Origin of the sequence: Streptomyces sp. NPDC048603 (assembly GCF_043199475.1) — a bacterium.
GTDB lineage: Bacteria > Actinomycetota > Actinomycetes > Streptomycetales > Streptomycetaceae > Streptomyces.
This window is the reverse complement of the sequence record NZ_JBICVY010000012.1, coordinates 26,453-39,508: the sequence shown is the minus strand read 5'-3', so window position 1 is coordinate 39,508 and position 13,056 is coordinate 26,453. Positions and strand designations below refer to the sequence as shown.

Here is a 13,056-nt window from a genome sequence, read left to right as displayed (position 1 = left end):
GCGTGGGTGGTCCCTTTCAGCTGTGCGGGGCCGATCGCGGTGGTCCCGCTCGTTCGGTCAGCCCAGGGAAGGCTACGCCGACGCCGCGCCAGCGTGCCGCGCGGACCGCCGCCGCCGTCAGGGCGTCGGCCGCCTCCCGGCGCAGCGGGCCGCTCGCCGCCCGCACCAGGTCGGAGTAGGCACCCGCCACCCGGTCCTCGATCTCGGCGGCCAGCCGGTCGGCGTCGGCCGGGGTCCGCAGGTCGAACGGCAGCCGGTACGCCGCCTCCGCCGCCCGCGGTACGCCGCCCAGCCCGCGCACCGTCCGGACGAGGGCGTCGCGCCGGGCCAGGTGGGTGCCGTACGCCTCCCGGGCCTGAGCGGCGCGCGGGGCGGCCGCGCGGGCGCCGACCACTCCGTAGGCGTAGGCGGCCGCGTGTTCCGCGGCGAGGGCGGCCTGGGCCGCCGCGAGGACGTCGGCCGTCATGCGTTTCCTCCCTGGTCGGTGCCCGTGGTGGTCAGCAGGTGGTGGTGGACGATGCCGCAGGCCGCCACCGAGGCCAGCAGCCGGGCCAGTTCCCCGGGGGCCTCGGCGAGGGTGATCGTGCGGGCCTCGGCGAGCGAGCGCTCGGCGACCGCCAGCGCCCCCAGCGCCTCCTCGGCCTTCTGCGGCACGGCCGGAGCGGCCGGAGCACCGGCTGCGGGAGAGGCCGGGGCGGAGCCCGCGGCGGAGGGGGAGGCCGGAGCCGTGGACGCGCCGGGCGGGGCGAGGGCCTCGGCGTGCGCGGCGACCGCCGCGCGCAGCGGCGCAAGCCGCCCGTCCAGCGCCGGATGCGCCGCGAGCGTCGCGTCGTACCGTTCCAGCAGCCCGCGGCTGTCCCGGACGGCGGTCTCGCGCATCCGCCGTTCGAGTGGAACTTCGGCTTGTGCGCCGGGACGCGCGCCGGAATCCGAGCAGCCGGTGAGCAGTGCGGCGCCCGCCGCCCCGGCCGCACCGGTGAGCAGGCTTCTTCGCGAAGGCAGGGACAGGGGCACGGTGGAGTCCTCGGGACGGGCGGCAGGAAACAGCCCGGACCGGGCTGTGATCACGGTACCCGGGGGCACGGTCCAAGGGGCGGACGGCAACACCCTCTGCGACCGGATACCCTTTGATCTGACACGCGATCCACGCGACGGAACCACAACAGCACACGCGGCCGAGGAGTCACCCGGATGAGCACCACCCAGAGCGACAGGCTGCGCGGGCTGCTGGAGCCGCTCGTCGCCGCGAAGGACCTGGACCTGGAGGAGATCGAGATCTCCCGGGCCGGCCGCCGCCGGATGCTCCGTATCGTGGTGGATTCCGACGAGGGCGTGGAGCTCGACACCTGCGCCGAGCTGAGCCGCGAGATCTCCGACAGGCTCGACGAGAGCGATGTGATGGGTGAGGACGAGTACGTCCTCGAAGTCAGCTCCCCGGGCGCGGACCGCCCGCTCAGCGAGCACCGTCACTACGTCCGGGCGACCGGCCGCCTCGTGAAGTTCCAGCTGGCCGACGGCGGGGAATTGATCGCCCGCATCCTCGGCGTGGACGAGGACGGCATGGATCTCGAGGTCCCCGGTGTGAAGGGCCGCAAGGCCACCTCCCGCCGCATCGCCTTCACGGACGTCGCCAAGGCGCGTGTCGAGATCGAGTTCAACCGCAAGGACAAGAAGGAAGAGGAGGCGTAGCCGTGGACATCGACATGAGTGCCCTGCGGGGTCTGGTCCGGGAGAAGGAGATCTCCTTCGACCTGCTCGTCGAGGCGATCGAGTCGGCCCTCCTCATCGCCTACCACCGGACCGAGGGGAGCCACCGGCGCGCCCGCGTCGAGCTGGACCGCACCAACGGGCACGTGGTCGTGTGGGCGAAGGAAGACCCGCAGGATCTGGAGGAGGGCCAGGAGCCCCAGGAGTTCGACGACACCCCGTCGGGCTTCGGCCGGATCGCCGCCACCACCGCCAAGCAGGTGATCCTGCAGCGTCTGCGCGACGCCGAGGACGACCTGACGTTCGGCGAGTTCGCCGGGCGCGAGGGCGATGTCATCACCGGTGTGGTGCAGCAGGGCAAGGACCCCAAGAACGTCCTCGTCGACATCGGCAAGCTGGAGGCCATCCTGCCGGTGCAGGAGCAGGTCCCGGGCGAGGAGTACCCGCACGGCCTGCGCCTGCGCACCTACGTGGTCCGGGTGGCCAAGGGCGTCCGCGGTCCGTCGGTGACCCTGTCGCGCACCCACCCCAACCTGGTGAAGAAGCTGTTCGCGCTGGAGGTCCCGGAGATCGCCGACGGCAGCGTCGAGATCGCCGCGATCGCCCGCGAGGCCGGCCACCGCACCAAGATCGCGGTGCGTTCCACCCGTTCGGGCCTGAACCCGAAGGGCGCCTGCATCGGCCCGATGGGCGGCCGGGTCCGCAACGTGATGGCGGAGCTGCACGGCGAGAAGATCGACATCGTCGACTGGTCGGACGACCCGGCGGAGATGGTCGCGAACGCCCTGTCACCCGCCCGGGTGAGCAAGGTGGAGATCGTCGACCTGGGCGCGCGGTCCGCCCGGGTGACCGTGCCCGACTACCAGCTGTCGCTGGCCATCGGCAAGGAGGGCCAGAACGCCCGCCTCGCCGCCCGGCTCACCGGCTGGCGCATCGACATCCGCCCCGACACGGAGCCCGCGGACGGCGGGTCGGCGGAATAAACCGCTACCGGTTCGGGTTGCGGGCCGGTAGACAGGGGTCGCGTTTCGGCGGCCCGAATGGAGACGACGTCCGTTCGATTTTTCGCCTGAAGGGGTGAGGTCGGTACGGGGAGGTAGACTGAACGTGTCTGGCCGGACGCATGCCCGCGCATGCCCTGAGCGCACCTGCGTGGGGTGCCGGGAGCGAGCGGCCAAGCACGATCTGCTGCGCATCGTGGCGGTCGGGGACGAGTGTGTGCCCGACCATCGCGGTACGCTGCCCGGCCGGGGTGCCTATGTGCACCCTGCCGTGGTCTGCCTCGACCAGGCGGTGCGCCGCCGGGCGTTTCCCCGGGCCCTTCGGGTCCAGGGAACTCTCGAGACCTCCGCGCTGCGGACGGTCATCGAGGCGACACCGTAAGAAGGAAGTACGGCACGGAGCCCCGTGCGGTCAGGTACCTCGCGAGTTGGAAGTAGGTCGAGATTGCGATGAGCACTCGATGAGTACGCGATGAGTACGCCCATGAAGTAGCGACGGTCCGGCGGTAACCCGGACCTAAAAGGAGCGAAGTGGCTAAGGTCCGGGTATACGAACTCGCCAAGGAGTTCGGGGTTGAGAGCAAGGTCGTCATGGCCAAGCTCCAAGAACTCGGTGAATTCGTCCGTTCGGCGTCCTCGACGATCGAGGCGCCCGTTGTACGCAAGCTGACCGACGCGTTGCAGGGTCCCGGCGGTGCCGGCAAGACCTCTGCGAAGCCCGGTGCGCCCCGCAAGGCGACGCCTGCGAAGCCCGCTGCGCCGTCCCCGGCGACCGCGGCACGTCCTGCTGCCCCGAAGCCCGGCGCCCCGGCCCCCAAGCCGGCCGCTGCCGAGGCTCCGTCCGTCAGCGCCCCGGTGACCCCGGCCACTCCCGGCCCGCGTCCCGGTCCCAAGGCTCCGGCCCCGAAGCCCGCTCCGGCGGCTCCGGCTCCGGTCGCGGCCGAGTTCCAGGCCCCGCCGTCGGCTCCGGCCGCCCCGGCGCGTCCCGCCGCGACCCCGGGCCCGCGCCCGGCGGCGCAGCGTCCGGCCACGCCCGGCGCCCGTCCCGGCGCGCCGCGTCCGGGTGCCCCCGGCGCCCAGGCCCCCCGTCCGGGTGGCCCGGCGGCTCCGCAGGCCCCGCGTCCGGGTGGCCGTCCGGCCGGCCCGCGTCCGGGTAACAACCCCTTCACCTCCGGTGGCTCCACCGGCATGGCCCGTCCGCAGGCTCCGCGCCCGCAGGGCGGCCCGCGTCCGGGTGCCCCCGGTGCCGGCCAGGGTGGTCCGCGTCCGCAGGGTGCCGGCCAGGGCGGTCCCCGTCCCCAGGGTCCCGGCCAGGGTGGTCCGCGTCCTTCGCCGGCCGGCATGCCGCGCCCGCAGGGCGGCCCGCGTCCCGGTCCGGCCGGTCCGGGCGGTAACCGTCCGAACCCGGGCATGATGCCGCAGCGTCCCGCTGCCGGCCCGCGTCCGGGCCCCGGCGGCCGTGGTCCCGGTGGCCCCGGCGGCCGTCCGGGTGGTCCCGGCGGTGCAGGCGGCGGTCGTCCCGGCTTCGCCGGCCGTCCGGCCGGTCCGGGCTCCCGCCCGGCAGGCGGCGGCGGCTTCGGCGGCCCGCGTCCCGGTGGTGGCGGCGGCTTCGGCGGCGGTCCTGCCGGTGGCGGCGGCGGTCGTCCCGGTGGCTTCGGCGGCCGTCCCGGCGGTCCCGGCGGCCGCGGTGGCACGCAGGGCGCCTTCGGCCGTCCCGGCGGCCCGGCCCGTCGTGGCCGCAAGTCGAAGCGGCAGCGGCGCCAGGAGTACGAGGCCATGCAGGCCCCGTCCGTGGGCGGCGTGATGCTGCCTCGCGGCAACGGCGAGACCATTCGCCTGTCGCGCGGTGCGTCCCTCACCGACTTCGCGGAGAAGATCAACGCCAACCCGGCGTCGCTCGTCGCCGTGATGATGAACCTGGGCGAGATGGTCACGGCCACCCAGTCCGTGTCGGACGACACGCTGGAGATGCTGGCCCAGGAGATGAACTACACGGTTCAGGTCGTGAGCCCGGAGGAGGAGGACCGCGAGCTGCTCGAGTCCTTCGACATCGAGTTCGGCGAGGACGAGGGCGGCGAGGAGTTCCTCGTTGCGCGTCCGCCGGTCGTGACCGTCATGGGTCACGTCGACCACGGTAAGACCCGACTCCTCGACGCGATCCGCAAGACCAACGTGGTCGCGGGCGAGGCCGGTGGCATCACCCAGCACATCGGTGCCTACCAGGTCTCCACCGAGGTGAACGACGAAGAGCGTCGCATCACCTTCATCGACACCCCGGGTCACGAGGCGTTCACCGCCATGCGTGCCCGTGGTGCCAAGTCCACCGACATCGCGATCCTCGTGGTCGCGGCCAACGACGGCGTCATGCCGCAGACCATCGAGGCGCTCAACCACGCCAAGGCTGCGGACGTCCCGATCGTGGTCGCGGTCAACAAGATCGACGTCGAGGGCGCGGACCCGGTGAAGGTGCGCGGTCAGCTGACCGAGTACGGCCTGGTGGCCGAGGAGTACGGCGGCGACACCATGTTCGTCGACATCTCCGCCAAGCAGGGTCTGCACATCGACTCGCTGCTGGAGGCCGTCGTCCTCACCGCCGACGCCTCGCTCGACCTGCGGGCCAACCCGGAGCAGGACGCGCAGGGTATTGCGATCGAGTCGCACCTCGACCGCGGCCGCGGTGCCGTCTCCACCGTCCTGGTGCAGCGCGGTACCCTCCGCATCGGCGACACGATGGTGGTCGGCGACGCGTACGGCCGTGTCCGGGCGATGCTCGACGACAAGGGCAACAACGTCGAGGAAGCGGGTCCGTCGACCCCCGTCCTGGTCCTGGGTCTCACCAACGTCCCCGGCGCCGGCGACAACTTCCTGGTCGTCGACGAGGACCGTACGGCCCGCCAGATCGCCGAGAAGCGCGCGGCGCGCGAGCGCAACGCCAACTTCGCCAAGCGGGTCCGCCGGGTCTCCCTCGAGGACCTCGACAAGGTGCTCAAGGCCGGTCAGATCCAGGAACTCAACCTCATCATCAAGGGCGACGCGTCCGGTGCGGTCGAGGCTCTCGAGTCCTCGCTGCTCCAGCTCGACGTCGGTGAAGAGGTCGACATCCGGGTCCTGCACCGCGGTGTGGGTGCGGTCACCGAGTCCGACATCGACCTGGCGATGGGCTCCGACGCCATCGTCATCGGCTACAACGTCCGTGCGGCCGGCCGTGCCGCGCAGATGGCGGAGCGCGAGGGCGTCGACGTCCGGTACTACTCGGTGATCTACCAGGCCATCGAGGAGATCGAGGCGGCCCTGAAGGGTCTCCTCAAGCCGGAGTACGAAGAGGTCGAGCTGGGTACGGCGGAGATCCGCGAGGTCTTCCGCTCGTCCAAGCTGGGCAACATCGCCGGTGTCCTGGTCCGGTCGGGCGAGGTCAAGCGCAACACCAAGGCGCGCCTGCTCCGCGACGGCAAGGTCGTCGCCGAGAACCTCACCATCTCCGGCCTGCGTCGCTTCAAGGACGACGTCACCGAGATCCGCGAAGGCTTCGAGGGCGGTATCAACCTCGGGAACTTCAACGACATCAAGATCGACGACGTCATCGCGACGTACGAGATGCGCGAGAAGCCGCGCGTCTGAGCGGTTGCCTTGTGACCGGGGCCGGTCGGCGGAATTTCCGTCGATCGGCCCCGGCCGTTGCGTGTACGGTTCTGGTGTCCCTGCCGAGCGACGGCCGGCAGGTCACCGAACCCGAACCGGCGGGATATCCGGCACCACATGTACGTGGGGACTCTGTCCTTCGACCTGCTCCTCGGCGATGTGCATTCGCTGAAGGAGAAACGCTCCGTTGTCCGGCCCATCGTCGCAGAGCTCCAGCGCAAGTTCTCGGTGAGCGCGGCGGAGGTGGGTGACCAGGACCTCCACCGCAGGGCCCGGATAGGGGTCGCGATGGTGTCCGGGGACGCCGGATTCCTGTCGGACGTGCTCGACCGCTGTGAGCGGCTGGTCGCGGCACGTCCGGAAGTGGAACTGCTGTCCGTGCGGCGGCGGCTCCACGGTGATGAAGACTGATTGATTGCTTGACCTGCAGCTCGTCTGCAAAGAAATGAAGGAGACGGACCAGTGGCCGACAACGCGCGGGCGAAGAAGCTGGCGGACCTCATCCGGGAGGTGGTCGCCCAGAAGCTGCAGCGGGGTATCAAGGACCCGCGCCTCGGTACGCACGTGACGATCACCGACACCCGGGTCACCGGCGATCTGCGGGAGGCCACGGTCTTCTACACGGTCTACGGCGACGACGAGGAGCGGGCGGCCGCGGCGAAGGGACTGGAGAGCGCCAAGGGCATCCTGCGCTCGGCGGTCGGCCAGGCTGCGGGCATCAAGTTCACGCCCACCCTGACCTTCGTCGCCGACGCCCTGCCGGAGAACGCCCGCACCATCGAGGACCTCCTCGACCGGGCGCGCGCCTCCGACGAAGAGGTGCGGCAGGCGTCCTCGGGCGCCACGTACGCCGGCGAAGCCGACCCGTACAAGAAGCCGGGCGAGGACGACGCAGCCGAATGAGCAAGCACGTACCCACCACGCCGGACGGCCTTGTCATCGTCGACAAGCCGTCCGGCTTCACTTCGCACGACGTGGTCGCCAAGATGCGCGGCATGGCCAGGACCCGCCGGGTCGGCCATGCGGGCACCCTCGACCCGATGGCCACGGGCGTCCTCGTCCTGGGCGTCGAGAAGGCGACCAAGCTCCTCGGCCACCTCGCGCTGACCGAGAAGGAGTACCTCGGCACGATCCGGCTCGGCCAGGACACGCTGACCGATGACGCCGAGGGCGAGATCACCTCGTCGACGGACGCCTCCGGGGTCACCCGTGAGGACGTGGACGAGGGCATCCGCAAGCTGACCGGCGAGATCATGCAGGTCCCGTCGAAGGTCAGCGCCATCAAGATCAACGGTGTGCGGTCCTACAAGCGCGCCCGCGAGGGCGAGGAGTTCGAGATCCCGGCCCGTCCGGTCACCGTCTCGTCCTTCCACGTCTACGACATGCGCGAGGCCACCGCGGAGAACGGCACCCCGGTGGTCGACCTGGTCGTCTCCGTGGTCTGCTCCAGCGGTACGTACATCCGGGCGCTGGCCCGCGACCTCGGCGCCGACCTCGGCGTGGGCGGGCACCTGACCGCGCTGCGGCGCACCCGGGTCGGTCCGTACAAGCTGGACAAGGCCCGCACCCTGGACCAGCTCCAGGAGGAGCTGACCGTGATGCCGATCGCCGAGGCCGCGGCCGCGGCGTTCCCCCGCTGGGACCTCGACGCGCGCCGCGCGTCGCTGCTGACCAACGGGGTCCGGCTGGAGATGCCGGACGAGTACGAGCCGGGGAAGACCGTGGCGGTGTTCGGCCCCGAGGGCCGGCTGCTCGGCCTGGTGGAGAGCAAGTCCGGCAAGGCGAAGTCCCTGGCGGTCTTCGCGTAGGGGACGGCCTTGCGCGTGGGGCCCTCGTCCCGGGGGCCCCTCTTCGCGTGGGAAACGATTGACGTGGAGCGGTGAGCGCATGTGGTCCGCCGAGGCCGGACTGCTGCTCACCGCTCCACGACCCCCCTCGCTGTAGGTCTCTATCCACCCGGAGCCCGATATTCACTCGCACGAGCAGGCGCTCGGAGTGAACGGAGGGAGCACAGGGGGGCGCGTTCGGCGCACACGCTTCCGGGGCTGATCTTCACCGACCTACGGTCGTCCCATGAAGGTCACGGGGGACCGGGCAGAACCGCTGGTCAGGATCTGCGATCCGGCGGGCCGGCCGCGGGGGAGCGGCTTCGTGGCCGACGACCGCGGCACCATCGTCACCGGCCACGAGGTCGTGGCCGGCCTGGACCGGCTGGTCCTGCACGGCTCCGGCGGCCGCACCCGCACGGTCGGGGCGGACGCGGTCACCTTGCTCGCCGAGGCCGGGCTGGCGCTCGTGGAGACGGCGGGGCCGACCGGGCCGACCGGCTCGGCCGCCGGGTCGGCCGGTCTCGGGGTGGCGCCGCTTCCGGTGACCGTACGTCAGCGGGTGGCCTCGGGGACGTACGTACGGCTGTACGCGCGGGGCCGGCGGCAGGCCAGGGTGCTGGCGGACACGGAGGTCGTCTACCGCACGGCGGACGGCACGCATCTGCTCGGCACCGCACTGGAGCTGGCCATCGGCACCGACGGCATGGACGCGCTGTGCCTGGGCGGCGAGGCGTGCGGCGGGCCCGTGCTGGACGCGGCCACCGGAGCGGTGCTGGCGGTCGTGTGCACCGCCCTCCACGCGGAACACCGCTCCGGCGGCTTCGCGATCCCCCTGCGCCCCGCCGCGGCCGCGGACCCGGACGGCGCCCTCGCGGCCCTCCTGGCCCGCAACGCGGAAACCGTCCCCGCCTACGGCCCCGACCTCAATCTGGCCGCCGCCCTCCGCCTCACGGGCCGGGCGCCGCACCCGGAACGGACGGCGGCCGGGGGACCGGATGCCCCCCGGATGGCGGTGGAGCCGGTGGAGCCGGTGGAGCCGGTGGTGCGCTCGGGGGCGGTGGGCGCGATCGATGCGTTCATGTGCTCGTCCGCGGTGGTGTTCGCCCTGGTCGGAGAACCGGGCACGGGGCGCAGCACCGAGCTCGCCGCGCTGGATGCCCGCCGGTCCCGGGGCCCGTGTCCGGCTCCGGTGGTCCGGCTCCGCGGCTCGGACCTCGCTCCGTGGGACACCTCGCTGGTCCAGGCGCTCACCCGGGCCCTGCAGTCCGCCACCGTCCCTCCAGCCCCTCCGCCCCCCGCTCCGCCCGGTCCCGGCGAGGACGGGGACGGAGCCGCAGGCCGGGCCGGGACCGGCGCGGAACCGAGCGCCGAAGAGATCGCCCGGGTGGCCGACGCGGCGGGGCGCGGGCTCGTCGTCCTGCTCGACGCGCCCGAGGAGATGCCGTCCCGGCTCGCCCGCCGGCTCGCCGAGTGGACCTCCGCCACGACCGCCTGGCTCCGCCGGCACCGCGTGCGGCTGGTCCTGGCCACCCGGCCCGAGTACTGGGAGCGGGCCGCGGCGTTCCACCCGGACGGGAGTGCCGCCGCCCACCTGCTCGGCGACCTCACCCCCGCCGAGGCGGAACTCGCCCGGGACCGGTACGGAATCCCGGCCGACGCCCTGCGCGCGGGGGACCGCCGCCACCCCCTCACCCTCCGGCTGCTGGCCGGGGTGCGGGAAGCCGGGGTCACGGACGGCCGGCCCGGACGCGCCGAGGTGTTCGAGGCGCACCTCGACCTCGTGTGCCTGCGCGTGGCGACGCGTCTGCAGGGCGATGCGCCCGGCCCGGCCGTGCGCCGGCTGGCGGTCCGCATCGCCGGGCGGGTGCACGAGGCCGCGCGCCACTGTCTCGGGCCGGGCCAGGGCTCGCTGGACGGGGCTTCCTTCGCCGCGCTGTTCCCACCGGACAGGGGCTGGGCGGAGGCGGTGCTCGCCGAGGGCCTCCTCCTTCCGGCCGGAGCCGGCCACCGGTTCGCCGACGAGGAGTTCGCCGACTGGCTGATGGCCTCTCACCTGGACCTCCCCGCCGCCCTCGACACCTTGATCCGCACCGGCCCGCCCGTACCACGGCACCGCATCGGCCCCGTCCAGGAGGCCCTCCTCCTGCTGCCCCCGGCAGCCCGCGCCGAGCACCTCGACGCCCTGCTCCGGTTCCTGCGCTCCTCGTCCGGCACGACCGCGGCCGGATCCGGCTCCCCGGCCGACGGCACGAACCGTGCCGACGGCACGAACCGTGCCGACGGCACGAACCGTGCCGACGGCACGAACCGCGTCGACGGCACGAACCGTGCCGAGGGCGTGTCCCGGGCCGTGGCTTCCGGTGAGCGGGCCTGGTGGGCCGCGCGACTGCTCCGCGGGACCCTCCTCCGGCTGCCCGACGCGCTTCCCTGCCTCGATCTGCTGCACGCGCTCGCCGAGTACGCCTCCCACACCGCGGGCGGCGACGGGCGCGGCGACGGGCTCGACGCCCGCTTCTGGAGCCGGCTGCGGTTGCCCGAAGCCGAGCGGATGGATCTGCTGCGCCGCCTGCTCCCCGCCGAACTCGGATGTCTCGACGCGGCCGCACGGAGGCTGCGCCGGGATCCGCGGGGCGTGCAGCCCCTGCTCCGTGACTGGTTCGGCGACGAGCGGCGGTTGCGCGGGCGGCCCGGTGCCACCGTCGCCGCCGCCGCGCAGGCGCTGCTGCACACCCACCGCCGGCTCGCGCCCGACGAGCTCACCGAGGTGCTGGTCTCCGCTGCGCACCCGCGTGCCGACGAGCTGCTCGCCGTACTCGCCGAGGAGGAGCCCGCCCTGATGGCGCGGACCGTGGACCGCTGGGCCCGGGACGAACGCCCGGAGCGCCGGGTCGCGGCCGCCGCGTACGGTCCGGCCGCGGCGGCTTCGGCGGCCGTGGCGGATCCGGCCGACCGCGCCCTGCTCCGCCGCGCCGCCCTCGCCCTGCTGGACCGCACCGGGGAGGCCGGCCTGCACGGTCCCGCCCTCGGCATGCTGCTGCGCGATCCGGAGACCCGGGAGGCGCACGTGTCCCGTGCGCTGACCTGCCCCGGGGTGCCCCCGGGTGCGCTGGTGGCCGCCGCCGACGCGCTGCCGGGCCGCGCCGAGGAGGTGCTCGGCGCCCTGCGGGCCCGCGCCGACGGGCAGGTGCTGCCGGCCCTGGCCGAGCTGACCTCGCCCGTGGCCGCCGCCCGCGCCGCCGTCCTCGTACGCGAGCACACCGAACGGCACCCCGGAGACGCACCGCACGCGGCCGCGTACGTCGACCGCGCGCTGGAACGGGGTCCCGTCGCCACCGACGACCTCCGACGGCTCGCCGACGGGCTGCTCCGCGGCACGGAGCCGGTCCGGGCCGCCCTCGCCGGGGTGCTCGGCGCGGCCGGCGCACCGGCGACGGGACCGCTGCGCGGCGAACTGCTCGACCGGCTCCTCGGAGCCGAGACGGAAGCGGCCGTGCTGGGCGAGCTGCTCGGCGCGGTCGCCCGGGCCACCGTGGAGCGTGGCGAGCAGCGCACCCGCGAGCTGGTGCGGCGCACCGGGCGGCGGCTGCTCGTGGTACCCGGAGGCGCGGCGGAGTTCGAGCGGCGGACCGTGTGCCTGGCCCGTGAACTCCCGCCCTTCGGGCGGCTGATCGCCCACTGGCTCGAGGAGGAGCCGCACGAGGCGTCGGCACTGCTGGGCCCGAGCGGCAGGCACACCGTCGCGGCCCTGGGTGCCGGGGCCCGCCCCTGACCGTTCCGCGGTGTTGTCCCGATACCGATGCGGGGCCCCGGCCGACGGCATGGCAGTCTTAGATCTGCAATCTTCTACTACGCACTACACGGGTTCGGGCGAGGAGCGGTCAGAGTGCAGCGCTGGCGTGGCTTGGAGGACATCCCCCAGGACTGGGGACGCAGCGTCGTCACCATCGGCTCCTACGACGGTGTTCACCGCGGGCACCAGCTGATCATCGGGCGGGCCGTGGAGTGGGCCCGGGAACTCGGTGTGCCGGCCGTGGTGGTCACCTTCGACCCGCACCCGAGCGAGGTCGTCCGCCCCGGCAGCCACCCCGCGATGCTCGCCCCGCACCACCGGCGCGCCGAGCTGATGGCCGAACTGGGCGTGGACGCGCTGCTGATCCTGCCCTTCACGGCCGAGTTCTCCCAGCTGTCCCCGGCCGACTTCATCGTGAAGGTGCTGGTCGACAAGCTGCACGCGCGCGGCGTCATCGAGGGACCGAACTTCCGCTTCGGTCACAAGGCCGCCGGCAACGTGGAGTTCCTGACCGAGCTGGGCGCCACCTACGACTACCAGGTCGAGATCCTCGACCTGGTGGTGCGCGGTGAGGCCGGCGGTGGCGACCCGTTCTCCTCCACGCTCGCGCGCCGGCTGGTGGCCGAGGGCGACGTGGAGGGTGCGGCCGAGATCCTCGGACGCCCGCACCGGGTCGAGGGCGTCGTCGTGCGCGGGGCGCAGCGCGGCCGGGAGCTGGGCTATCCGACCGCCAACGTCGAGACCCTGCCGCACACCGCGATCCCGGCCGACGGGGTGTACGCGGGCTGGCTCACCGCGGACGGCGAGCGCATGCCGGCGGCGATCTCGGTCGGCACGAACCTGCAGTTCGACGCGACCGAGCGGACGGTCGAGGCGTACGCGATTGACCGGGTGGGCCTGGACCTGTACGGGCTGCACGTCACCGTGGACTTCCTGGCGTACGTGCGGGGCATGGCGAAGTTCGACTCCCTGGAGGGGCTGCTCGACGCCATGGCCGACGACGTGAAGCGGGCGCGGTCGCTGACGGAGGCGTACGACTCGGCCGCGGCGCGCACCACGGGCTGACCCGGCACGGCCGAACGGCCGGCGG

The 13,056-nt window shown here is 73.5% G+C and carries 11 protein-coding genes; 9 read left to right on the top strand and 2 right to left on the bottom strand.

The features are described 5' to 3' along the window. Window positions 1-16: 16 nt before the first annotated feature. Both ACGFQ9_RS28225 and ACGFQ9_RS28220 read right to left on the bottom strand, forming a co-directional pair. Window positions 17-466: a DUF4439 domain-containing protein gene (locus tag ACGFQ9_RS28225; protein ID WP_393577631.1), complete on the bottom strand. Its 450-nt coding sequence runs from the start codon at window positions 464-466 to the stop codon at window positions 17-19. After that, on the bottom strand, window positions 463-1,014 hold the full coding sequence (locus ACGFQ9_RS28220) for a hypothetical protein (protein WP_393577629.1): 552 nt from the start codon (window positions 1,012-1,014) through the stop codon (window positions 463-465). Before ACGFQ9_RS28220 ends, ACGFQ9_RS28225 begins: the two co-directional genes overlap by 4 nt. A gap of 177 nt (window positions 1,015-1,191) precedes the next feature. Between ACGFQ9_RS28220 and rimP the strand changes: the two genes are divergently transcribed. The 9 genes from rimP to ACGFQ9_RS28175 all read left to right on the top strand — a co-directional run bounded on the left by rimP (window position 1,192) and on the right by ACGFQ9_RS28175 (window position 13,031). Beyond that, on the top strand, window positions 1,192-1,689 hold the full coding sequence (gene rimP / locus ACGFQ9_RS28215) for a ribosome maturation factor RimP (RefSeq protein ID WP_393577628.1): 498 nt from the start codon (window positions 1,192-1,194) through the stop codon (window positions 1,687-1,689). Between the two features lie 2 nt (window positions 1,690-1,691). Continuing rightward, window positions 1,692-2,690, top strand: coding sequence for a transcription termination factor NusA (nusA, locus tag ACGFQ9_RS28210; protein WP_393577627.1), 999 nt, complete (start codon window positions 1,692-1,694; stop codon window positions 2,688-2,690). Between the two features lie 124 nt (window positions 2,691-2,814). Continuing rightward, the gene (locus tag ACGFQ9_RS28205; RefSeq protein WP_393577625.1) at window positions 2,815-3,090 is read left to right on the top strand and encodes a YlxR family protein; all 276 of its coding nucleotides are present in this window, start codon (window positions 2,815-2,817) and stop codon (window positions 3,088-3,090) included. Window positions 3,091-3,239: 149 nt separating this feature from the next. Continuing rightward, window positions 3,240-6,326 carry a translation initiation factor IF-2 gene (gene infB, locus ACGFQ9_RS28200; RefSeq protein WP_393577624.1) on the top strand — a complete coding sequence of 1,029 codons (3,087 nt, stop codon included), beginning with the start codon at window positions 3,240-3,242 and terminating at the stop codon, window positions 6,324-6,326. A 138-nt stretch (window positions 6,327-6,464) separates the two neighbouring features. Continuing rightward, on the top strand, window positions 6,465-6,758 hold the full coding sequence (locus ACGFQ9_RS28195; RefSeq protein WP_393577623.1) for a DUF503 domain-containing protein: 294 nt from the start codon (window positions 6,465-6,467) through the stop codon (window positions 6,756-6,758). A 51-nt stretch (window positions 6,759-6,809) separates the two neighbouring features. Beyond that, complete coding sequence (gene rbfA, locus ACGFQ9_RS28190) at window positions 6,810-7,250, top strand: 30S ribosome-binding factor RbfA (RefSeq protein ID WP_393577621.1); 441 nt, start codon at window positions 6,810-6,812, stop codon at window positions 7,248-7,250. After that, on the top strand, window positions 7,247-8,155 hold the full coding sequence (truB, locus tag ACGFQ9_RS28185) for a tRNA pseudouridine(55) synthase TruB (protein ID WP_393577620.1): 909 nt from the start codon (window positions 7,247-7,249) through the stop codon (window positions 8,153-8,155). The genes rbfA and truB overlap by 4 nt, the downstream gene beginning before the upstream one ends. A 265-nt stretch (window positions 8,156-8,420) precedes the next feature. After that, complete coding sequence (locus ACGFQ9_RS28180; protein WP_393577618.1) at window positions 8,421-11,945, top strand: serine protease; 3,525 nt, start codon at window positions 8,421-8,423, stop codon at window positions 11,943-11,945. 114 nt (window positions 11,946-12,059) lie between these two features. Next, complete coding sequence (locus ACGFQ9_RS28175) at window positions 12,060-13,031, top strand: bifunctional riboflavin kinase/FAD synthetase (protein WP_393577616.1); 972 nt, start codon at window positions 12,060-12,062, stop codon at window positions 13,029-13,031. The last annotated feature ends 25 nt before the right edge of the window (window positions 13,032-13,056 follow it).

Excerpts from the sequence above, each read along its gene's own strand:
- truB (WP_393577620.1), top strand. The coding sequence starts at position 7,247 with ATGAGCAAGCACGTACCCACCACGCCGGACGGCCTTGTCATCGTCGAC.
- ACGFQ9_RS28180 (WP_393577618.1), top strand. The coding sequence starts at position 8,421 with ATGAAGGTCACGGGGGACCGGGCAGAACCGCTGGTCAGGATCTGCGAT.
- ACGFQ9_RS28195 (WP_393577623.1), top strand. The coding sequence starts at position 6,465 with ATGTACGTGGGGACTCTGTCCTTCGACCTGCTCCTCGGCGATGTGCAT.
- rimP (WP_393577628.1), top strand. The coding sequence starts at position 1,192 with ATGAGCACCACCCAGAGCGACAGGCTGCGCGGGCTGCTGGAGCCGCTC.
- ACGFQ9_RS28225 (WP_393577631.1), bottom strand. The coding sequence starts at position 466 with ATGACGGCCGACGTCCTCGCGGCGGCCCAGGCCGCCCTCGCCGCGGAA.